The organism is Streptomyces sp. NPDC058240 (assembly GCF_042882135.1).
Classification (GTDB): Bacteria; Actinomycetota; Actinomycetes; order Streptomycetales; family Streptomycetaceae; genus Streptomyces.
Map to the genome: position 1 here is coordinate 53,834 of NZ_JBHVWT010000023.1, position 23,572 is coordinate 77,405.

The following is a 23,572-nucleotide window of genomic DNA, read 5'->3' on the forward strand; positions in this document are numbered from 1 at the left end:
GCTGTGACGACCGGCACCGCCCGCCGCGCGGAGCGGGCCGGAGGCAGGAGCCGTCCTTGACCGCCGAGCGAACGGTGGACATCCACCCCGCGATCGGCACCGCACTCGTCCGGCGTCCGGTCGACACACAGTTCCCCCGGTGGGCGGGGCTGCCGCTGAAACTGCTCGACCGGGCCGGCTCGGACCATGTGATCCACCGGCTCGGTGAGCGGCTCTCCGTCCGGCTGCCCCGGCACGCCGGGGCGACCGGGCAGGCCCGCAAGGAGTCCAAGTGGCTGCCCCGCCTCGCCCCGGGCCTGCCGCTGGCCGTCCCGATGCCGATGGGGGTGGGGGAGCCGGACTTCGGCTACCCGTGGCCCTGGGCGGTGTCCCGCTGGCTGGACGGCGAGGTGGCGACCGTCGAGGGCCTGGCGGACTCGGCGGACGCCGCCGTCGAGCTGGCGGGGTTCCTGGCCGCCCTTCAGCGCGCCGTGCCCGCTGAGGACCACGAGGGCCTGACCGTACGGTCACTGGCCGACCGGGACCGTGCGACGCGGGCCGCCATCGCGGAGGTCGACGGCACGTTCGACGCGGGGGCCATGACCGGGCTGTGGGACGCGGCGCTCGGGGCGCCCGGATGGGCCCGCCCCCCGGTCTGGTTCCACGGCGACCTGCACACCGGCAATCTGCTGACCACCGCAGGCCGCCTCAGCGCGGTCATCGACTTCGGCGAACTCGGCATCGGCGACCCGGCCTGCGATCTGACCATCGCGTTCACCCTGATGTCCGCCGACAGCCGGGCGGTCTTCCGCGACGCGCTGGGCGTGGACGAGGCCACCTGGACCAGGGGGCGGGGCTGGGCGCTGACCACCGGCCTGAACGCCCACACCTCGTACGCCGCAGGCAACCCCCGGGTCGCCGCGCAGACCACCCGTCAGATCACCGAGGCCCTTATCGGACAGGACGCCGCCGGACGTCCTCCGCCACCCGGGGTGGTGGGCCCACCACCCCGGGTGGCGGAAGTCGTGCGGGATGCGGACCCGACTCAGAAGGTGACGTCCGAGCAGGCGTAGAACGCGTTGCCGGTGTCGGCGATCGTCCAGACGCCGAGGATCAGGTGCTTGCCCGACTTCTGCGGCAGGACCCCGGCATGGGTCACGGTGGATGCCGGCAGGCGGCCGCCGAAGGGCACGGTCAGGAACGGCTGCGGCTCCAGGTCGGCCCGGGTGAGGGGCTTGGCGGGGTCGTAGCCGTCCTTGGTGATGTAGTAGCGGAAGTCGGTCGTGGCGTGCCGGGCCGTGATGCGCCAGCGGAAGGTGTAGCTCTGCCCGCCGGTGACCTGCGTCGCGGGCCAGGCGCCGCCGCGCGGGTCGTCGAGCTCGGAGAACCGGTCGTTGCCGCCGGCGCAGATCGTGCCGTCGACCGGGCCGCGGGCGGGGAAGCCCTTCGGGCCTTCGACGCTCGGCGGCTCCCACTGGATCTGGCCGCAATTGCGCACGGTGCCGTCGCCGCAGAGCTGCTGGCGGCTGACGGGAGCGTCCGTGTAGCCGTGGCTCTGGGCGCTGCCGGTGGTGACGAGGAGGGAGGCTCCGGCGATTCCGAGGCCGAGAACGAACGAGGTGATCCTTCTGCGCATGCTTCGCTCCTGAGCGAGGTGTGGGGGCGCTGCGAGACGAGTGGGGAGGGCGCGCTCCACCCCGTTAGGTCTAGACCAACTTCGAGACTAGCCAGGGCAATTGGTCATGTCCATACCAGCAATGCGCCGCCGGGTGACCTGCCGGTAACCCTTCCGATCGGACCGAAGGGGCGTCATCGGCATGGTGGCCGGTGGACAAAGCAGGCGTAGGCTGGCAAAAACGCCTGTACACCGCGAATGAGCGATCGAGGCGGCCCATGACCGACCCGCACGGCTTCCTCAAATTCCCCCGCCGACCCGTCCAGGCACGCCCCGTCGAGGAACGTCTGAGCGACTGGAACGAGGTCTACGCGGGACAGGCGCGGCTCCCCCTCGTATCCGAGCAGGCCGGGCGCTGCATGGACTGCGGCATCCCGTTCTGCCACAGCGGCTGCCCGCTGGGAAACCTCATCCCCGAGTGGAACACCTACGCGAGGCGGTCGGACTGGCGGGCCGCGGCCGAGCGGCTGCACGCGACGAACAACTTCCCGGAATTCACCGGGCGACTGTGCCCGGCCCCGTGTGAGGACGCCTGCGTACTGACCATCAACGCCGACCCGGTGACCATAAAGAACGTCGAGCAGACCATCGCCGACCAGATCTGGGAACGCGGGTACGCGTCACCGCGGCCGCCGGAGCGCCTCAGCGGGAAGACCGTCGCCGTCGTCGGCTCCGGTCCGGCGGGTCTGGCCGCGGCGCAGCAGCTCACGAGAATCGGCCACACCGTCGCCGTCTACGAGCGTGCCGACCGGATCGGCGGACTGCTGCGCTACGGCATCCCCGAGTTCAAGATGGAGAAACGCCACCTGGACCGCCGCATCGAGCAGATGCGGGCGGAGGGCACCAAATTCCGCACGGGGGTGGACATCGGCGGTGACCTCGACGCCGCCGAGCTCGCAGAGCGACACGACGCGGTCGTCATCGCCGTCGGTGCGCGAGGCCAACGGGAGCTGCCCGTCCCCGGCCGCGAGCTGTCCGGCATCCATCAGGCCATGGACTATCTGACCCTGGCCAACCAGGTCACCGAGGGCGACTGTGACGCGCCTGCTGTCACCGCCGAGGGCAAGCACGTGGTGATCATCGGGGGAGGGGACACCGGCTCGGACTGCATGGGGACTGCACTGCGCCAGGGGGCCGCCTCAGTGGTGCAGCTGGACATCAATCCGGAGCCCGGCGACACCCGGCGGGACAACGAGCCCTGGCCCACGTATCCGAAGGTCTACCGGATATCCCACGCCCATGAGGAGGCGCGGGGGCGGAAGGGTGCCGATCCGAGGGTCTTCTCCTCGGCCACCCTCCGCTTCGAGGGCGACCGGTCCGGGCGGGTGCACGCGTTGCGCCTCGCAGAAGTGGAACCCGAGGCCAGAAGGCCGCGCCCGGAGACCGAGCGGGGGATCCCGGCGGATCTGGTGCTGCTCGCCCTTGGCTTCTACGGCCCCGAACACGGCACGGGCCTGATGAGCCAGCTCGGGCTCACGCTGGACGACCGGGGCAACTTCGCCCGGAACGCCGGCTTCGGGGCCGAGGTGACGGAGCCGTCCGGGCGGGCGGTCCGTACCCGCACGGACGGGATCTTCATCGCCGGTGACGCGGGGCGCGGCCAGTCCCTCGTGGTGTGGGCCATCGCGGAGGGGCGGTCCGCCGCCGCCGCGACGGACCGCTACCTGACCGGCTCGACAGTGCTCCCGGCCCCGATCGCACCACAGGACCGGCCTCTGATGGCTTGAGCGCCCGGCTGCGATCGCACCGCAGGACCGGCGCTGGTGGCTTGTGCCCGGCCGCGTGAATCCGTCGACGTGCGGACCGGCCGCCGTCAACGCCCTTTGCTCGCCACGTACTTCAGACCCCTCGCTTGTCCGGCGGGCCGGTGGACGCTCCGCAGACGGACTTCAAGGAGCCGGCCAGCGCGGCCGCGTGCAGTTCGTCGAGGCGCCTCTCGTGACTCACGCGTTCCGCCGAGACGGCCAGCGCGACGCGGCACAGCGGAGCGGAGCGGCGGTACGGTGCCGAGTCGGCGACGGCCCGGACGAGCGCCTTGTTGAGGCGGTCGACCTCCTTGCGCACCTCGTCGAGGCCGGGACGTTCGGTGGGTGCCTCGGACGGCCGGTCCCGCCACAGGCGGTGCAACCCGCGCTGCACCGCCTTGTTCGCCTCGATCTGGTCCCGGAAGACCAGCCTCGTCAGCCGTGGGTCCGCTCCGAGCCTCCTGGCCTGCTCGGCCACGGAGTCCAGTACCCGCTGTTCCCTGGCGGGGTCGTCGATCGGGCTTCCGGTGCCCCACTTGGCCGCGGCGACCAGGTCACCGGTGGCGATGCGCCGGGCGGAGAGCTCGGCGACGGACAACAGGGGAGGCCGCCGGGCCGAACCGCCGGGACCCGTCGCGGCCGTGGAGAGCGGGGCGGCCGCCACTCCGACGAGCAGCGCCGCTGTGATCGCCGTGCTGGTCAGCAAATGGCGTGAGGTCGAGGTCCGTTGCACAGGTGTTCCTGTCGATCCGGGAGTAAACGCTCGAAAAATCGAAAAAGCTTATTGGTGTTACTAATAATTCATATTCATGACGGCCCGAATGGTCCGGGTGTCACCCGTGATTCTCGCCGTGCTCGCCGCAGAGTATCGCCACGAGGCTTGAATTCGACGGTTGAGGTCGCTGATGGGGGAAAAATAAGTAGGGCGGCCCCCGGTGGCGACACTCGGGTCCGCGGGGCCCATGAGGCGGCTCGCATCACACTTCAGCCCATCTTCCTCGCGCGTGACAGGTGACGTCCGGTGTGCCGGTCACGCGTGTCCGCGGTTAGTATTGAGTTTCTCTTTCACGGTCTGTGCACCCTTCTGTGCACTGCTCCGTGCTGGTTCCTTTCGTAAGGGTGCTGTGGGTGGAAAGTTGTGAACCGTTGCCCGGCGGTGATCCGGAGGTGAATTCCGGTCGGGTCCGGGGAAAAGTGGTGCCGGTACCGTCCGTGCGCGCTGTCCTGCGTGTGTCGGCGTACCCATTTCTGCTGGCGAGCACGGTTTCGGTGGCCGCTGCGGCGTTGTGTCTCGATTGGGATCCCGACCGTGTGAGCCCGCTCTTCCTGCTTGGCGTCATCGCTTATCTCACCGTGCTCGAACGTCTGATTCCGCACCGGTGGGCCTGGCACCCGAACGCCGGTGAGTGGCGTTGGTACGGGGTCTATTTCCTGTTGACGATGGTGGCCAGCGCCTTTGCGCAGTATCTGGTTTCCACGGTCGTCTCCGTGGTGTCTCCGAGCGAGCCGACGCTCAATCTCTGGACGGAAATACCCGCGGCGTTGCTGACCGGTTCACTGGCCAGTTATCTGGTGCACCGGCTCGGTCATACCAATGCGATACTGTGGCGACTGCACGGTGTGCACCATGTGCCGGAAAAGGTCAACGTCGCCAATAATGGTGTCAACCACGTCCTCGATATCGTTCTCGCGCAGGGAACCGTTCAGCTGGCTCTGGCGCTGGTCGGATTCTCCCGTGACTCGGTGTTAGTGGTGGGCCTTTTCGTGGCTGCCCAGGGCTATTTCGTTCACGCCAACATCGACGTGCGCATCGGGCGGCTCAATCATGTGCTCGCCAGCCCCGAACAGCACCGCCTGCATCACAGCACCGATCTGTCCGAGGCGGGCCACTACGGCTCGGACTTGTCGATCTGGGACCACTTCTTCGGCAGTTACACCTGGCGGCCCGGCCGCGAACCGGTCGCGGTCGGCCTGGGCGATCCCGCGTCCTTCCCCCGTACGGGGGAGATCGTTTCCAGCCTTCTCCACCCCTTGCGCCGTGCGAAGGGGCCCGGGACCGGTTCTGCCTGAACTGCCCTTCCATGCCGTGCCGCGGCGCCACGATCTAGGAGTACAGCCTTGCCCGACGTGAACAGTGCCTCTGTGAGCGACAAAGTAGCGATCATCGGCATGGGGTGCCGACTGCCCGGCGGTGCGTCGGACCATCGCGCTTACTGGCAGAATCTCATGGAGGGCAAGGACTGCATCACACCGACACCGGCCGATCGCTACGACGTCGGCAGCCTCGGCAGCAGACACAAGGAGAAACCCGGACGCCTGATCGGCGGTCGCGGGGGATACATCGACGGTTTCGACGAGTTCGACCCGGCCTTCTTCGGGATCAGCCCGCGCGAGGCCGACCACATGGACCCTCAGCAGCGCAAACTGCTGGAGGTCGCCTGGGAGGCACTGGAGGACGGCGGCCAGCGGCCCGCGGAGCTCGCCGGCAGCAACACCGCCGTGTTCGTCGGCGCGTTCACGCTGGACTACAAGATCCTTCAATTCTCCGACCTGGGCTTCTCGTCACTCGCCGCCCACACCGCGACCGGCACCATGATGACGATGGTCTCGAACCGTCTCTCGTACTGCTTCGACTTCCGCGGACCGAGCCTGTCGATCGACACCGCGTGCAGCTCCTCCCTGGTGGCGGTGCACCTCGCCTGCCAGAGTCTCAACAACCGGGAGACCGATCTCGCGCTGGCCGGTGGCGTCCTGCTGCACATGGCGCCGCAGTACACCATCGCCGAGACGAAGGGCGGATTCCTTTCTCCCGACGGCCGTTCACGCGCGTTCGACGCCGCGGCCAACGGCTACGTACGGGCCGAGGGCGTCGGTCTGGTCGCGCTCAAGCGACTGGACGACGCCCTGCGCGACGGCGACCCCATCCACGCGGTGATCCTCGGCGCGGGGGTCAACCAGGACGGCCGGACCAATGGCATCACCGTGCCCAACGCGGATGCCCAGGTCTCCCTCATCCGGCGCGTCTGCGGTGAAGCCGGCATCACGCCCGGCGACCTTCAGTACGTGGAGGCGCACGGCACCTCCACGCCCGTCGGCGACCCGATCGAGGCGAACGCACTCAGCCGGGCGCTGGCCGTGGGCCGCCGACCGGACGCGCCCTGCTACGTGGGCTCGGTCAAGACGAACATCGGGCACACCGAAGCGGCGGCGGGCATCGCCGGCCTGATCAAGACCGTGCTCTGCCTCAAGCACCGCCTCATCCCGCCCCACATCAACCTGGAGCAGCTCAACACCGCCATCGACCAGAGCTCCGCCCCGTACCGCATCCCGACCGAGCCGACCGCATGGCCCGAACACGAGGGACCCGCACGGGCAGGGGTGAACTCGTTCGGATTCGGTGGCACCAACGCGCACATCGTGCTGGAACAGGCACCGGACAGGGACGCACCACCGGCCGCGCCCGGCGAACGAGCCTGGAATCTCCTCCCGTTGACCGCCCATACCCCGGAAGCCCTGCCGGAGCTGGCGGCCGGCATCCGTCGCGAGCTGGCAGGTGTCCACGGGCCCGGGGTGTCGCTGCCCGACCTCGGCCACACACTGGCCCACCGCCGCCAGCACCTGGAGTCGCGGCTCTCCGTCGTGTACTCCTCGCGGGCCGGACTGGACGAGGCACTCGCCGCCTTCCAGCGCGGTGAACCGCATCCGGGAGTCGTCCACGGCAGGCTTCTCGAAGCCGAACAGCGCGGTCTGGTCTGGGTCTTCACCGGCATGGGGCCGCAGTGGTGGGGGATGGGCCGCCAGTTGCTGGAGGGCGACGAGGCGTTCCGGGACGCGGTCACCCGCTGCGACCGGGCCATCCGCTCGATCGCGGGCTGGTCCCTGCTCGACGAGATGAGGGCCGACGAAGCCGGATCGCACATGGGCGAGACATGGCTCGCACAGCCGGCCAACTTCGCCGTCCAGGTGGGCCTCGCGGCGATGTGGCGCCAGTACGGTGTGCGGCCCGACGCCGTGGTCGGTCACAGCACCGGGGAGGTCGCCGCCTTCTACGAGGCGGGGGTCTACACCCTGGAGGACGCGGTGAGAGTCGTGGTGCACCGCAGCCGGCTCCAGCAGAAGCTGACCGGCACCGGCACCATGCTCGCCGTGAGCCTGCCCGAGGCGGAGGCGCAGTACCGGGTGGCCGCGTTCGGGGACCGGGTGTCCGTGGCCGCGGTCAACAGCCCCTCGGCGGTCACACTGGCCGGCGACCGCGAGGCGCTGGCCGAGCTGGCGGACGCGCTGCGCTCCGAGCAGATCTTCGCCAAGTTCCTCACGGTGCGGGTTCCGTACCACAGCGCGGGCATGGAGTCGATCAAGGACGAACTGCTGGCCTCGCTGGACGGTCTCGATCCCCGGGCGGCGAAGGTTCCGGTGTACCTGACCGGGCAGGAGGGCACGGCGCACGGCAGCGAGCTGGACGCGGACTACTGGTGGAAGAACGTCCGCCACCGGGTCCGGTTCCGCTCCGCCGTCGACCGGCTCGTCGGCGACGGGTACGGACTCTTCCTGGAAATCGGCCCGCACCCGGTGCTCGGCCACTCCATCCGCGAGTGCCTCGAAGGCAAGGCGACGGCCGCACGGACCCTTCCGTCGATCCGCCGCCAGGAGAACGAACCGGAGCGCTTCGCCGCCTCGCTGGCGGAGCTGCACAACCTCGGCGTCCCCATCGACTGGGACACCCTGCACCCGGCGGGCAGACCGGTGGTCCTGCCCCGCTACCCGTGGCGGCGCGACCGCTACTGGACGGAGCCCGCCCCCGTCGCCCAGGTCCGCCTCGGCCGCGCCGACCATCCTCTGCTGGGCCGTCGCACCGTGGACACCGAGCCGACCTGGCACACCACGCTGGACACCGAGCGGCTGCCCTACCTCGAGGACCACCGCATCCAGTCCACAGTGGTCTTCCCGGCAGCGGGGTACCTGGAGATGGCCACGCAGGCGGTCCGCTCCCTGACCGGCGGCACCCATGTCGTGCTGACGGACATCGAGTTCCGCAAGGCATTGTTCCTGCCCGAGGGCGAGGACCGGGCCGTTCGTCTGACCCTCTCCTCGCAGAACGCGGTGTTCACCATCGCGTCGGCGGGGCAGGAGGAGGGCGGCCGGGCGGTGCACGCCAGTGGTGTCGTGCGCTCGGGGCAGCCGCGCCCGGCCGGGCGCCCCGCCGACACCGAAGCCCTCCGGGCGCGTACCCGGCGCCGGCTGGACGGCGAGGACTGCTACGCGGCGCTCGCCGCCCTGGGCTACCACTACGGGCCCGCGTTCCGGGCCATCGAAGAGGTGTGGATCGGTTCCGGAGAGGTCCTCGCCCGACTCCGTCCGCCTGCGGCGATCGGTGACGACGCGGCCGGGCACCACATCCATCCCGTGCTGCTCGATGCCTGCTTCCAGTCGCTGTTGACGACACAGCTCCCCGAAACCGAAACCAAAACCGGCCTCTACGGCACGGGCGAACCGGAGCGGCAGACCTCCGGGATCCGCCTGCCCCTGTCGATCGACGAGCTGTGCCTCGCCCCGGTGGGAGACCGGCCGATCTGGGTGCACGCGACGGTGACCCGCGGCGACGCGGACGAGCTCGTCGGGGACATGGCCCTGTACGCGGACGGCGGTGAGCCCCTCGGCGGCATCCATGGCTTCCGCGCAGCCGACGTGGAGAAGGCGTCCACCACGGTCGGTCTCGGTACCATCGACTCCTGGCTGGCCGAGACCGTGTGGATCGACAGCTCCTTCGATTCCGCCGCGGACGAGGGAGGAGTCGGCCCCGACTCCCAAAGCCCCGTGTCCACCGGCGGCGACTGGTTGGTGTTCGCGGACCGCCAGGGCGTCGGCGACGCCCTGAGCGAACTGCTCGCCGCACGCGGCGAGCGCTGCCACCTGGTGCGTCCGGGTGACACATACCGAAACGGCGGCGAAGGCAGCGGGTTCACGGTCGAACCGGGGTCCGTCACGGACCTGGAGCGGCTCTTCGCCGACCTGGACGAGGACAGGGACGGCGGAGACGGTGGTGGGGGACCCGTCGGCCCCATCGTGCATCTGTGGAACCTCGACCTGCCCCACATCGCCGAGGCCTCACCGCAGGACCTCGCACGGCACAGCGGTACCGGGGCCTACTCGCTGATCGCCCTCGCCCGGACGCTGCTCCGCCGCGAGTCGGCCGGCCGGCTGCACATCGTGACCCGCGGCGCGCAGAACGTCGAGCCGGGCGAGACCGTCGAGCCGCTGGGAGCGCCCGCGTGGGGGGTCGGCCGGGTGCTCAGACACCAGGAGCTGCTCTCCCACCCCGGCAAGCTGATCGACCTGGACCCCGGCGCGCGGAGCGACGAGGGACGCCGGGCCGAGGCACGGGCGCTGCTGCGTGAGCTCCGGACCGACGACGAGGAGGAGATTGCGCTGCGTGGCGCGGCTCGCCTCACCTGCCGGATCCGGCAGGCCGAACAGCTGACGCACCCCCTTCCGCTGCGACTGCGCACCGATGCGAACTACCTGGTCACCGGTGCCTTCGGAGCGCTCGGCCGACTGCTCTGCCGCACGCTCGTCCGGCGTGGGGCGCGCAGCCTGATCCTGATCGGACGCACCGCACTGCCGGAGCGCTCCGCCTGGCGGGACCTGGACCCCAGCAGCGCCGAAGGCCGTGCCACCGCCTTCGTCAAGGAGCTGGAGGCGCTCGGGGCACGGGTTGTCCTGGCACCGCTCGACATCACCGACGAAGCCGCGTTCACATCCTGGCTGGATGCTCACCGGCGCACCGATCCGCTGCCCGTCCGAGGCGTGTTCCATCTCGCCGGTCAGGTCCGCGACACCCTCGTCGAGGACATGGACCGTCGGACGTTCGCCGAGGCCCACGATCCCAAGGCCGTCGGTGCCTACCTGCTGCACCGCCACCTTCGGGACGAACCGCTGGACCACTTCGTCCTGTTCGCCTCGATCGCCTCTCTGCTGACCACCGCGGGCCAGACCAACTACGCCGCGGGCAACGCGTTCCTGGACGCGCTGGCCCAGCACCGCCGGGCACACGGGCTGCCGGGACTGAGCGTGGACTGGGGCCCGTGGGCCACCGGCATGATCGAAGAGCTGGGACTCGTCGACCACTACCTGCACAACCGAGGGATGAGTTCGCTCGCACCGGACGTCGGCATGGCCGTGCTGGAACGCGTCATCGGCCAGGACCGCGCCCAGCTGCTCGTCGCCACGGTCGTCGACTGGCCGGTCTTCCTGGCCTGGTACGCATCACCTCCCTCACTGGTCACCGATCTGGCGGCGGCGGCCCCCGCCGGAACGGCCACCGGGCCGGGCGAGGGCATCCTCGACACCTTCCGCGACGCGGACCCGGCGGAACGTCTGTCCCTGGTGACCGGGCGATTCATCACGCTGACCGCCACGGTGCTGCGGACAGGCCCGGACCGGATCGATCCGCAGGCGGGACTCAACGCGCTGGGACTCGACTCGCTCCTGGCCATGGAGCTGCGCGCCCGGATCAGCTCCGAGCTCGGCGTCGCGCCACCCGTGGTGGCGCTGCTCAGCGGAACGCCCGTCGTCGAGCTGATCACCCAACTCCACGATGCTCTGGCCGAGTTGGTCGCCCACGAGGCCGGCGGTGCCGAAACGGCCGCGGTGGAGGTGTTCGAGGACGAACTCCGTCACCCGCTGACGCAGAACCAGAAGGCCCTGTGGTTCCTCAGGCAGCTCAATCCCGAGGGCTACGCGTACAACATCGGCGGCGCGGTCGAGGTCCGGGTCGCACTCGATCCCGACCTCATGTTCGAGGCCGTCCGCTGTCTGGTGGCGCGGCACCCCGCCTTGCGTACCAACTTCCTCACGGTGGACGGCGTCCCACTGCAGCAGGTGTCGCCGGTGGCGAGCGCGGACGTCGAGCTGTTCGACGTGCAGGACCAGGAGTGGGAGGACATCCACCGCACGATCGTGGCCGAATACCGCAGGCCGTACGACCTGGAGCACGACCCGCTGTTCCGGTTCCGCCTCTTCAAGCGCGCCGACGACCGCTGGGTGATCATGAAGGCGGTGCACCACATCGTCTCCGACGCGATCTCGACGTTCACCTTCATCGAGGAGCTCCTGGCGGTGTACGAGGGGCTGCGCGAGGGCCAGGCCCCCTCGCTGCCGCCCGTCACCGCCCGCTATCTGGACTTCCTCAACGCGCAGAACCGCTTCCTGGCCGGACCCGCGGCGCCGCGCATGCTCGACTACTGGCGCTCGCACCTGCCGGCCGAGGTCCCGACCCTGGAACTGCCCGTCGACAAGCCCCGTCCCGCCGTACAGACACACAACGGCGCCTCGGAGTTCTTCGTACTGGACACCGCGCTCACCGCCCGGGTGCATGCCCTGGCCCGCGAGCACGACGTGACCCCGTTCATGGTGCTGCTGAGCGCCTACTACGTGCTGCTGCAGCGTTACTCCGGCCAGGACCAGGTCATCGTGGGCAGCCCGGTGACCGGCCGCACCGAGCAGGAATTCGCTTCCGTCTACGGCTACTTCGTCAACCCGCTCCCGCTGCACGCGGATCTGTCCGGCGACCCCTCGGTCGCCCGACTGCTGCAAGAGGTCCGCACCACCGTGCTGGGCGGCCTGGACAACCAGGAGTACCCGTTCGTCCTGCTGGTCGACGAGCTGGGGCTCCAGCACGACCCCAGCCGCTCCGCGGTGTTCCAGGCCATGTTCATCCTGCTCACCCACAAGGTCGCCACCGAGAAGTACGGCTATCGGCTCGAGTACATCGAACTTCCCGAGGAGGAGGGGCAGTTCGATGTGACGCTGTCGGTGTACGAGGACGAGGCGGAGCGCCGTTTCCACTGCGTCCTGAAATACAACACCGACCTGTTCCTGCCGGAGACCATGCGGCGGATGGCATCGCACTACACCGAACTGCTCGACAGCATGACCCGGGCTCCGGTGGATCGGCCCGTCTCCCGGCTGGAGATGCTCGGCTCCCAGGAGCGCGAGCGGCTGGTCGGCGAGTGGAGCGGTGCCGGGCGCACCGCCCTGCCCGCGAGGGCGGGGGACGGTGAGGCGGACGGCTTCCGCCCGGTGCACCGGCTGATCGGTGAGACCGCCGCCCGCCGCCCGGATGCGGTGGCCGTCACGGTCCCGGCGTTCCACGGGCCGGCCCACCGGCTGACGTACGCGGAACTGGACCGCGGGTCGGATGAGTTGGCCCGGAGCCTGCGAGGGTTCGGGGTCGGTGCCGGGTCGGTGGTGGCGCTCTGCCTGGACAAGTCGCCCGACCTCGTCGTCGCACTGCTCGCGGTCCTCAAGGCCGGCGGCGCCTATCTCCCGATCCCGGCCGACCACCCGGCCGACCGCGTAGCCCACACCGTACGCGCCGCAGGTGCCACCCTCGTCGTGGCCGAGGACGACGCCTGCCGCGACCGGATGGCGGAGCTGCCGGCCCGGACGCTGACGCTGCGGGAACTGCGTGAGGCGGCGCCCGCGGCGGACGACCGGAGCGGTACCGGCTGCGGCGCCGAGGACCCGGCCGGTCCCGACGCGCCTGCGTACATCATCCACACCTCCGGTTCGACCGGCCTCCCCAAGGCCGTGCGGGTCAGCCACGGCAATCTCGCCTCGGCGTACGGAGCCTGGCTCCAGGAGTACCGGCTGGACCGCGACGTCCGGGTGCACCTCCAGATGGCCGCCCCGTCGTTCGACGTCTTCACCGGAGACGTCGTGCGCGCGCTCTGCTCGGGCGGCAACCTGGTGCTGGTCGACCGCGATCTGCTCTTCGACACCGAGCGCCTGTACACCACGATGCGCCAGGAGCGCGTCGACTGCGCGGAGTTCGTGCCCGCCGTCGTACGCGGCCTCATGGACCACTGCGAACGCCGGGGACTGCGACTGGACTTCATGCGCCTGCTGGTCGTCGGATCCGATGTGTGGAAGGTGGGGGAGTACCGGAGGCTGCAGGAACTGTGCGGCCCGGAAACCCGTCTGATCAACTCCTACGGGGTCACCGAGGCGACCATCGACAGCGCCTGCTTCGAGGGACCCGTCGACGACCTGGAACCCGGGCGGACGGTGCCGATCGGACGGCCCCTGGGCAACAGCACGCTCCATGTGCTCGACCGGCACGGCGAACCGGTGCCGCCCGGCGTGCCGGGCGAGCTGTGGATCGGCGGCGACGGCGTCGCGCTCGGCTACGCGGGCGACCCCGCACTGACGGACCGGCGCTTCGTCACCCGGACCCTGAGCCGGGAGCCGGGTGCGGGCCCCGTACGCCTCTACCGCAGCGGTGACGCGGCGCGCTGGGACGCGGACGGCCGGGTCCATCTGCTCGGCCGGGCCGACGACCAGATCAAGCTCCGGGGCCACCGGATCGAACTCGGCGAGATCGAGGCACACCTCGCCCAGTGGCCCGGACTGACCCGGACGGTCGTCACGGTGCGCCCCGACGCCCGGGGCGAGGACATCCTTTGCGCCTACTGCGTACCGGCCGAAGGGGCGGCACCGGACCGGCGCGCCCTGCGCCGGCACCTCGCGGGCCGGCTGCCCGCGTACATGGTTCCGGCGTACTTCGTCACCCTGCCGGAACTGCCGTTGACCGCCAACGGCAAGGTCGACACCGCCGCCCTGCCGGCACCCCGGTTCGACGCGGACGACGAGCCCGAGGAGAAGCCGCGCACACCGTTCGAGGTGAGCATGGCCCGGCACTGGAAGGAACTGCTCGGACTGGAGCGGGTCGGCCTGACGCACGAGTTCTTCGAGGTCGGCGGCAGCTCCATCAAACTGATCGAGCTGATCCACCGGCTGCGCAAGGAGTACGGCGTCGGCATCCCCGTCAGCCTGCTGTACCGGGTGACGACCCTGCACGGGATGGCCGCGTCGCTGGAGCGCATCGCCACCGGCTCGGACTTCGACGACCTGCCCTGCCTCAGCTTCAACAGCGATCAGGAACGGACCCTGTTCTCCTTCCCGCCGGCGGGCGGCCACGGACTCGTCTACCGGGAATTCGCTGCCAAACTGCCCGAGTACCGGCTGATCGCCTTCAACTACGTCCCCGGCGCGGACAAGGTGGCCCACTACGCCGACCTCGTCGAGTCCCACCGGCCCGAGGGCAGATGCCTGCTGCTCGGCTACTCGCTCGGCGGCAACCTCGCGTTCGAGGTGGCCAAGGAACTCGAAGGCCGGGGACATGACGTCGCCCATGTGATCGTGCTGGACTCGCACCGCATCCTCGAACCGTACGTACCCGGCCCCGAACACATCGAGTTCTTCGAGGCGGAACTGGCCGAACACCTGCGCAAGCACACCGGATCGGACGCCGTCGCCCGCGAAACCCTCGATCAAGCCGCGGAATACCTGGCCTTCTGCGGCCGCACACCGAATCTGGGAACGGTGTCCGCGACCGTCAGTGTGGTCACCGACGAGGAGAAGACGGATCTCTACGCCGCCGACGCGCGCGGCACCTGGCACGGCAGCTCGATCACGGCCACGGCCGTGCTGCGCGGCTCCGGGATCCACGCCGACATGCTCGACCCCAAGCACGCGGCCCGCAACGCCGAGCTGGTGCGCGGCATCCTCCAGGAGGGCGGCGCCGATGTCCGATGAGGCGGAGGACGAGTGGAGCACCCGTGACCGGGCGGGAGACGGCGGCACCCGGGTCATCGTGATCGGCGCCGGCGTCGCGGGAATGTCCACCGGGTGCTACGCGCAGATGAACGGGATGCGCTCCCGCATCTTCGAGAGGCACGTACTGCCCGGCGGCTGCTGCACGGCCTGGTCGCGCGACGGCTACATCTTCGACTACTGCATCGAGTGGCTGATCGGCACGGCCGCCGGCAACGAGGCCAACCAGGTGTGGCGCGAACTGGGGGCGCTCGACGGCAAGACCATCACCAACTTCGAGATGTTCAACCGGGTCGTCGACGAGACCGGCCGTTCCGTGATCTTCTACAACGACCCGGACCGGCTGGAACGCCACCTGCTCGAAGTCTCGCCCGCCGACGCCCGGCTGATCCGCTCGTTCTGCCGTGACCTGCGCCGGTTCATCGACATCGAGCTGTATCCGTTCCTGACCGCCCCCGCCCTGCGGACCGTACGCGAGAGAGCGGCGCTGCTGCGCACCGTTCTGCCCGCGTTCCGGTTGTTCTGGCGCACGGCCTCGACGCCGATGCACGAATTCGCCGACCGGTTCCAGGACCCGTTGCTGCGCCGGGCGTTCCGCAACATCTTCTTCCAGGACCCGGAGGGCTTCCCGCTCCTCCCGTACCTGTTCAACATGGCCGGTGCCCACCACCACAACGCCGGGTTCCCGCAAGGAGGTTCGCTGGGCCTGTCCCGGTCGATCGAGGAACGCTACACATCGCTGGGCGGTCGGATCAGCTATCGGGCACGCGTCGAACGGATCCTGGTCGAGGACGGGCGCGCCGTCGGGATCGAACTGCGCAACGGCAGAAGGTACTACGCCGACCACGTCGTCTCCGCCTGCGACGGCCACACCACGATCCACGGTCTTCTGCAGGGCCGGTTCACCGGACCCCGGATCGACAAGCTGTACAACGAACTGCTGCACCGCCCCGGCACCCTGTTTCCCGCGGTGGTCTCCGCCTTCGTCGGGGTCCGGGGCGAGCTGGGCCCCGGCCGGCCCCACAGCACCACGTACCTGCTCACCCCCGAGGACGCCGTACAACTGCCCGGCGCGCTCCAGAGCAGTGTGGTGGTCCAGCTGCGCTCCGACTACTCGGACGGATTCGCCCCGCCCGGCAGATCGGTCGTCCACTGCACCTACTTCAGCGACTTCGCGTACTGGAAGGCGCTGCGCGCCGCCGACCGCAAGGAATACCGCGCGAAGAAGCGCCAAGTGGCCGAGTTCGTCAGAGGATTCCTGGAACGGCGGATGCCGGGGGTGGGCGAGCGCATCGAGCTGGTCGATGTCGCGTCCCCGGCGACCACCCGGCGCTACACCGGCAACCACGACGGCTCCATCCTGGCCTGGAAGGCGTTCTCCGAGGCCGACGACATCGCGGCCGAGCTGGTCGGAAAGGACCGCATGCGCCTGCCCGGTCTGAGCGGATTCTCGATGGCCGGGCAGTGGGTCGGCATGGGCGGACTGATCCGCGCCGCGTCCACCGGGCGCTTCGTCGTCCAGTACCTCTGCGACGAGCTGGGACGCGGGTTCACGGCGTCCGAGAGCCGGGGTACCGAGCCCTGGCACCCCGGGAAGCTGGGCCGGCTGCCCCAGCTCGACAAGTGGTCCATGCGTGGTGACAGCCGCACATGAACACCGAGGAGAACAGATTCATGCCGCCTTCCGAACGACAGTCGATGATCATCATCGGCGCAGGGCTGGGCGGTCTCTCCACCGGCTGCTACGCCCGGATGAACGGCTACCGGACCCATGTCCTGGAGATGCACGAACTGCCCGGCGGCTGCTGCACGGCCTGGGACCGCGGTGACTTCAGGCTGGACCCCTGCGTCAGCTGGCTTCTGGGCAGCGGCCCCGGCAACGAGATGCACCGGATCTGGCTGGAGCTCGGCGCGTTGCAGGGCAAGGAGGTCCGGCACTTCGATGTGTTCAACGTCGTACGCGGCACCTGCGGCCGGGCGGTGTACTTCTACTCCGATCCCGACCGGCTCCAGGCCCACCTCACGGTGCTCTCACCCGCCGACGCCGCCCTGATCAGGGACTTCTGCAAGCAACTGCGCGCCTTCCGCGAATGCCTCGCCGTCTATCCGTTCCTCAGACCGGTCGGACTGATGCCGGTGATGGAGCGCTGGCGCATGCTGGCCTCCTTCATCCCGTACTTCAACGTCGTGCGCAAATCCATCGGCGTACTCATGACCGACTACTCGGCGAGGTTCAAGGACCCCCTGCTGCGCGAGGCGTTCAACTTCATCCTGTACGAGAAGCATCCGGCTTTCCCCGTACTGCCGTTCCACTTCCAGCTCGCCTCGCACGCCAACCTCTCCGCGGGCGTCCCCGAAGGAGGATCGCTCGGACTGGCCGAGTCGATCGAGCGGCGCTACCGCAGGCTCGGCGGCGAAGTGACGTACAACGTCAAGGTCGAGGAGATCGTGGTCGAGGACGACCGCGCGGTCGGCGTGCGGCTCAGCGACGGGCGTGAACTGCGCGCCGACATCATCGTGTCGGCCTGCGACGGACGTACCACGATGATGGACCTGCTGAAGGGCCGCTACCTCAACGAGGCGTACCGACGTCTCTACACCCGGACCATCGAACAGCCCGGCATGGTGTTCCCCGGATACTTCACGCTCTTCCTCGGCCTGCGCCGCGAATTCCCCGACGCCGACCCCTGCACCACCTATCTGCTCGACGAGACGGAAGCGGCCGGACTGACCGGCATCCGGCACCCCAGCATCAACGTCCAGTTCCGCAACAGGCACTACCCCGAGCTGTCCCCGCCCGGGACGAGCGTCGCGTACGTCACCTACTTCTGCGACATCGCACCCTGGCGCGCCCTGGACGAAGGCCCCGAACAGGCGACCCGGACCCGTGGCGGGCAGGAACTCCACACGCTTCCGGTACGCCACGGGCGCGGCTACTACGCGGCCAAGCGCCGGGCCCGCGAGACACTCGTCGCGTTCCTGGAACGGCAGCACCCCGGCATCGCCGACGCCATCGCCGTACGCGATGTATCCAGCCCGCTCACCCAGGTCCGCTACACGGGCAACTACGACGGCACGGTGCTCGGCTGGCAGCCCTTCGTGGAGAGCGGGGAAACGCTGGAGAAGCTCATCAAGAAGCACGGCCCCGGCCTGCCCGGACTGCGCAACTTCTACCAGTCCGGCGTCTGGGCCACCACGGGTGGCCTGATCCGCGCGGCGGCGGCCGGCCGGCACGTCGTGCAGTTCATCTGCCGTGACGACGACCGCGCATTCACCGCGTCCGTGGACGAGAGCGGTCCGCCACCGACCCATCGGGTCATCGAAGTGTCGCCCCGGCCGGTGTCACGGTCCGTCGTGGAGGGCCGCCCGGTCCTCGCAGAGAGGAAGGGAACGGGATGAGGGCCAGGAAATGGGTGGTGCGCGAGCACATCGAGGGCGTCCCCGACGTCGAAAGGGTCTACGGACAGGTCGAGGAGGACATCGACACCGAGCTGGCCCCGGACGAGATGCTCCTGAGGACGCGCTACGTATCGGTGGACCCCTATCTCCAGGGCATCGCGCTGGACACCCCGCTCGGTGCGCACATGGGGGCCGACTCGATCATGGAAGTCCTGGAAGCGGGTCCGCAGGCGGCCCACCGTCCCGGTGATCTGGTGCAGGGGTTCGGCGGCTGGCGCACCCATCTCGTGAGCAACGGCGCGCCCACCCCCTGGCAGACCGGGACGTTCCCGATGGTCTTCCCGGCCTTCCGCCGCCTGGACCCCGGCTGGTACGACGACGCGCTGCCGCTCCCCACCGCGCTCAGCGCCATGGGCGGCCCCGGCATGACCGCCTGGGGCACCCTGACCAAGTTCATGTCGATCCGCTCGGGGGACACCGTCGTGGTCAGCGGCGCCTCCGGCTCCGTCGGCTCGCTGGTCGGCCAGATGGCCAAGCGCGCGGGCGCCCGGGTCGTGGGCACCACGTCGACGACGGTGAAGGCGGACTACCTCGACGAGCTGGGATTCGACGCGGTCGTCGTCTACCGCCACGGAGACAACCGCGAGGCCGTACGGGACGCTCTCCTGTGGGCCGCGCCGGACGGCGTCGACAAGTACTTCGACAATCTGGGCGGCACCGTCACCGATGCCGTGTTCTCCATGCTCAACATCGACAGCCAGGTGGCCGTGTGCTGGCAGTGGGCCACCCAGGTGGGCCGCGACGTCACGGGACCGAGGCTGCTGCCGTACATCATGTTCCCGCGCGCGCACGTGCGGGGCATCTTCTCGCTGGAATGGTTCACCGAGGAGAACTGGCGCGCGCTCCACGACGAGCTCGGCGGCCTGATCCGGCGGGGCGAGGTGCGCTGCGGACACACCCTCCACCACGGCTTCGAGAACATCCCCGACGCCTACCGGAGCCTCTACCAGGGCACCGGAGCCGGTCGGGGCAAGGTACTGGTCGAACTCTGACGCCGGCCACGCAACACCGCTTCCCGCCCGTCCCCGCCCAGCAGTTCGCCGTACCCGCGCAAGCCAGGAGGTCCCGTGTCCTGCCCCGCCGACGCCCACACCCGCCCCAGCCCGTCCACGCCCCCGCTGCACCGTCTGGCGTTCGATCCACCCGGACCGCCCCGGCCCGTCGAGTTACCCGACGGGACCCTGGCCTGGCTGGTGAGCCGCTACGCCGATGTCCGCAAGGTCCTGAACGACAGCCGATTCGGGCGCGCACGGCTCCACACGCCGGACTCCCCGTCCCTGTCGGGCGAATCCGGCCTGGTGAGCAGCGTCGACCTGATCTTCAACCAGGACGGCGAGGACCATCTGCGCCTGCGCCGCACCATGCGGCGAGCCTTCACGCCGCGGGCCGTCGCCCGCTGGCGGCCCTGGATCGCGACGATCGTCGAACAGCGCCTGGACGAACTCGCGGACAGCGCACCCCCGGTGGACCTGGTGGCCGGCTTCACCCTCCCGCTCCCGGTCGCGGTGATCAGCAGACTGATGGGTCTCGACACCGAGGCCCGGGAACGGCTGCGCCACTGGAGCCAGTACGCCTTCTCCGACGGCTCCCACCCGGAGGAGGAAACGGCGTCCGCGCTGGCGGAGTTCGCCGCCTTCGGAGCGGAACTGCTGGCCGAGCGACGCAGCGCGCCGGGCGAGGACCTGACCAGCGTGCTGGTCGCCGCGGCCGACGCGGAGGGCGGCGTCCCGGAGGGACAACTCGTCGATCTCGTATGCGGGCTGGTCGTGGGCGGTCACGACAGCACCATGACGATGCTCGGCAATTCGCTGCTCTATCTGCTCGGTGAACGGCCGGAGGTCTGGCCCCGGCTCGGGGCGGACGAACAGGCCGCCGGGACACTGGCGGAGCGTCTGCTGCACCTGATTCCGCTCGGCGACGACCGGGGGACCGCGCGCTACGCCGCCGCCGACACGGAGGTCGGCGGCGTGACGATCCCGTCAGGTTCGGTGGTTCTCGCCGACTGCGGCATGGCCAACCGCGATCCCGATGTGTTTGCGCCCCGGCAGCTCGACGATCTCTTCGCGCCCCTGGAGGCGCCCACCCTGGCGTTCGGCGCGGGCGCGCACTACTGCCTGGGCGCCTGGCTGGCCCGGCTGGAGCTCCAGCTGGCCCTGCACCGGCTCGCCGCCCGCCTTCCCGGCCTGCGCCTGGCGGAGCCCGCCGACACCGTCGAGTGGCACCTGGGCACCACCTCCCGCAGCCCGCGGCGGATCTCCGTCACCTGGTAGGAGCGCTCGTACGCGGTGCGGGAGTCATGCGGGGGGCTTCGGCCAGTCCTGGGCGTCCGCCCACGCGGCGTAGGAGGTCCAGGGGACGGTGGGGAACTGTGTCCGCAGCGCCGCCATGTCCACCCGGTATCCGGTGTTCGCGAGGAAGCTGTACATGGCAAACATATCGGGGTTGGTGGTGCGCAGGTCCTCCAGCGACGACTGACGGAAGGCGACCGTGCCGCCCGCGGCCCGCCCGATCTCCGCAGCCATCCGGACCGGCGTGGGATCGTCGCCCGCCACCTCGATCCGCTGCCCGATCCAGCGGTCCGGATCAGCGACGACCGCGGCCACGACACGGCCCAGATCCTGCCTCGCCACCTGTTGCAGGGGAGTGTCACCGGGGACCGGCATGGTGAGGAGGCCGGCCGCCACCTCGTCCACGGCGCCCAGGGCGTTGTCGTAGAAGTAGGCCGGTGCCACCACCGTCGCCGGCAGGCCCGAGGCGGCGAGCAGTTCCTCCGTCCTGGCCTTGGTCTCGAAGTGCGGGACACCGGTGTCCTGGTCCGCGCTGGCGACGGAGGCCATCACCAGATGCGGCAGTGCGGCGTCCGCGGCCGCCCGTACGATCGCCGCGCCCTGGGCGACCTCGGCGTCGAGTCCGTCCTGGAACGGGGTGGTGACGGCGAACGCGGCCGTCGCGCCCCGGAACGCATCGGCGAGCGAAGCCGCGTCGAACAGATCCCCCGGCACGACCTCCGCCCCGGCCGTGGCCAACGCACGGGCCCGCCCGCTGCCGGGATCGCGCACCACGGCCCGCACGCCACGTCCCGCCTCCAGCAGGGCGGCAGCCACCGCGCCACCCTGGCCACCGGTCGCGCCGAGTACCGCGATGGACATGAGGTCTCCCTGTTCGAGCGACATGTGTCCATGCTGACCAGAGCCGGCCGGAGCTGCCACCCGACAGCCTCTCAGCCGCCGGAGCCGGCCGCGTTGCGCCAGACGGTGAGGTCCAGAGTCATGTACGTACTGGGCGATTCCTCGCCCGAGAGCCCCTGGACCGTCACGAGGCCCATGTGCCCCGTGCCCGTCGTGACACAGATCTGCCGCCCCTTCGAGATCGTGTTCAGGTAGATGGTCTCGGTGAACCGGGTGTCCGTGCGGCAGGCATCGAGGGATCCCTCCTGCCCGGGATCGAGCAGCACCAGGCTTCCGCCCGTGGTCTCCGCGTCGAGATATCCACCGGTGTCGTAGGAGAGTTCGTACCCACCGTCCTCGCCCTGCTGGGGCCGCACGTTGTCGTCCCCGAGCGTCAGGTGGTAGCCGGCCGTCAGATTGATGCCCTTGTACTCGGCGGGCTTCGGCTCTGGCTTGGTACTCGGCTTGGAGCCGGTCTCCTCGTTCCCGCCCTTGTTCCCGTCCTTGGCCCCGTCGCTCGTCCGACTGCCCTGCGAGGAGCTGTCTGCCTTCGTCTGCTCGCCCCTGTCCTTGAGCAGGAAATACAGCGTGCCGCCGCCCACGACACCGAAGACCAGCGCGGCGGCGATCGCGATGACCGCACGCCGCTTGCCAGAGCTCTCCGGGGGCCGGGGAGCCTGAGGCACGGGGTGACCGGGGTACGTCTGCGCCTGCGTAGGCATCTGGGTCGGGGCGTAGGCATGGGCGTGAGCCTGGGCCTGGGCCGGATGGGGCGTCTGGTAGTGGGGCTGGGGCGGGACCTGAGAGGGCTGAGCCGGCTGAGTGGGCTGGTACGCCACGGGCGGACCGTAGCCCTGTGGCGGGGTGTTCGGGGCCACCGGCGTGGTCGGCGAGTAGGCCACGGGCGGGGCGGAGGCCGGCGGCGGCGGGGTCTGGACCGGCGCCGGAGCCGCCGCGCGCACCGTGATGTCGGCGGTGACCGGGGCCGGCAGCCAGTCCTCGGGGCGGCGCAGCACCGTCTCCGCGTTCGCGGACTGGCAGAGCGCGATGACCTCGGCGATCGACGGCCTGGCCGCGGGGTCCTTGGCGAGGCAACGGCCGACCAGTTCCATCAGCCGCTCCGGGACGCCGGTGAGGTCGGGCTCCTCATGGACGATCCGGTAGAGAACGCCGTGCGAGGTCCCCTCGCCGAACGCCGGGGCCCCCGTCGCCGCGTACGCCGCCACCTGGCCGAGCGCGAAGACATCGGTGGCCGCGGTCACCTTGCGCCCGGCGGCCTGTTCCGGTGCCATGAACGAGGGGGTGCCGATGGTGACGCCGCTGCCGGTGAGCGAGGTCGCGTCGGCGGCGTGGGCGATACCGAAGTCGATGACGCGGGGACCGTCGGCGGCGAGCAGCACATTGGACGGCTTCAGGTCACGGTGGACGATGCCCGCGCCGTGGATGACGTGAAGCGCCTCGGCCATGCCGGCGATCAGCAGCACCACCGTCTCGACGGGCAGCGCCCCGTGCGCGACGACGGCGTCGGCGAGCGAGGGGCCCGGCACGTACGCGGTCGCCAGCCACGGCTGCGCAGCATCGGTGGCGGCGTCGATGACCGGTGCCGTGAACAAACCCTGCACGCGTTGCGCGGACTGCACCTCCTGGGCGAACCGGCGGCGGAATTCGGCGTCCTCGCCGAACTCGGGCCGGATCACCTTGATGGCCACGGGCCGCCCGCCGGGTGTGTACGACAGGTACACCTTGCCCATACCGCCCGCGCCGAGCTTGGCGGCGAGCCGGTATCCGGCGATGGTGGTCGGGTCGTCCTTATCGAGCGGTTGGAAGACCTGAGAGGCCCTTCCCGGGTCCGGCTGCTGACCACTCATCACTTACGTCTCCCACGCAGAACGCCGATATCGAACGGCACCTTATACAAGGACGGGCTGTCGGCG

At 70.1% G+C, this 23,572-nt stretch carries 12 protein-coding genes; 8 read left to right on the forward strand and 4 right to left on the reverse strand.

What is annotated here, in order from left to right; all coding sequences use genetic code 11:
• Nucleotides 1-56 precede the first annotated feature (56 nt).
• Nucleotides 57-1,052 carry an aminoglycoside phosphotransferase family protein gene (locus ACFVX4_RS28355; protein ID WP_389982145.1) on the forward strand — a complete coding sequence of 332 codons (996 nt, stop codon included), beginning with the start codon at nt 57-59 and terminating at the stop codon, nt 1,050-1,052.
• Here the strand turns inward: ACFVX4_RS28355 and ACFVX4_RS28360 are convergent.
• The gene (locus ACFVX4_RS28360) at nt 1,025-1,615 is read right to left on the reverse strand and encodes a lytic polysaccharide monooxygenase (protein ID WP_389982148.1); all 591 of its coding nucleotides are present in this window, start codon (nt 1,613-1,615) and stop codon (nt 1,025-1,027) included. The two genes, ACFVX4_RS28355 and ACFVX4_RS28360, sit on opposite strands and share 28 nt — an antisense overlap.
• 257 nt (nt 1,616-1,872) lie before the next feature.
• Between ACFVX4_RS28360 and ACFVX4_RS28365 the strand changes: the two genes are divergently transcribed.
• Nucleotides 1,873-3,381, forward strand: coding sequence for a glutamate synthase subunit beta (locus ACFVX4_RS28365; protein ID WP_389982151.1), 1,509 nt, complete (start codon nt 1,873-1,875; stop codon nt 3,379-3,381).
• Nucleotides 3,382-3,493: 112 nt separating this feature from the next.
• Here the strand turns inward: ACFVX4_RS28365 and ACFVX4_RS28370 are convergent, their stop codons facing one another.
• Nucleotides 3,494-4,132, reverse strand: coding sequence for a chorismate mutase (locus tag ACFVX4_RS28370; protein ID WP_389982154.1), 639 nt, complete (start codon nt 4,130-4,132; stop codon nt 3,494-3,496).
• A gap of 479 nt (nt 4,133-4,611) precedes the next feature.
• Between ACFVX4_RS28370 and ACFVX4_RS28375 the strand changes: the two genes are divergently transcribed.
• The 6 genes from ACFVX4_RS28375 to ACFVX4_RS28400 all read left to right on the forward strand — a co-directional run bounded on the left by ACFVX4_RS28375 (nt 4,612) and on the right by ACFVX4_RS28400 (nt 20,741).
• Complete coding sequence (locus ACFVX4_RS28375) at nt 4,612-5,469, forward strand: sterol desaturase family protein (protein ID WP_389982157.1); 858 nt, start codon at nt 4,612-4,614, stop codon at nt 5,467-5,469.
• Nucleotides 5,470-5,568: 99 nt separating this feature from the next.
• Complete coding sequence (locus tag ACFVX4_RS28380) at nt 5,569-14,994, forward strand: amino acid adenylation domain-containing protein (protein ID WP_389982240.1); 9,426 nt, start codon at nt 5,569-5,571, stop codon at nt 14,992-14,994.
• On the forward strand, nt 14,984-16,666 hold the full coding sequence (locus ACFVX4_RS28385; protein ID WP_389982160.1) for a phytoene desaturase family protein: 1,683 nt from the start codon (nt 14,984-14,986) through the stop codon (nt 16,664-16,666). The genes ACFVX4_RS28380 and ACFVX4_RS28385 overlap by 11 nt, the downstream gene beginning before the upstream one ends.
• Nucleotides 16,667-16,686: 20 nt before the next feature.
• Nucleotides 16,687-18,411 (forward strand): phytoene desaturase family protein, encoded by a 1,725-nt coding sequence (locus ACFVX4_RS28390; protein ID WP_389982163.1) that lies wholly within the window; start codon nt 16,687-16,689, stop codon nt 18,409-18,411.
• Nucleotides 18,408-19,463, forward strand: a complete 1,056-nt coding sequence (locus tag ACFVX4_RS28395; RefSeq protein ID WP_389982166.1) for an MDR family NADP-dependent oxidoreductase — start codon at nt 18,408-18,410, stop codon at nt 19,461-19,463. Before ACFVX4_RS28390 ends, ACFVX4_RS28395 begins: the two co-directional genes overlap by 4 nt.
• A 75-nt stretch (nt 19,464-19,538) precedes the next feature.
• The gene (locus tag ACFVX4_RS28400) at nt 19,539-20,741 is read left to right on the forward strand and encodes a cytochrome P450 (RefSeq protein ID WP_389982169.1); all 1,203 of its coding nucleotides are present in this window, start codon (nt 19,539-19,541) and stop codon (nt 20,739-20,741) included.
• A gap of 24 nt (nt 20,742-20,765) precedes the next feature.
• On the opposite strand, the gene ACFVX4_RS28405 is transcribed toward ACFVX4_RS28400, so the two are convergent.
• Nucleotides 20,766-21,644 (reverse strand): NmrA family NAD(P)-binding protein, encoded by an 879-nt coding sequence (locus ACFVX4_RS28405; RefSeq protein ID WP_389982172.1) that lies wholly within the window; start codon nt 21,642-21,644, stop codon nt 20,766-20,768.
• A gap of 47 nt (nt 21,645-21,691) precedes the next feature.
• Nucleotides 21,692-23,506: a protein kinase gene (locus tag ACFVX4_RS28410; protein WP_389982175.1), complete on the reverse strand. Its 1,815-nt coding sequence runs from the start codon at nt 23,504-23,506 to the stop codon at nt 21,692-21,694.
• Nucleotides 23,507-23,572 lie beyond the last annotated feature (66 nt).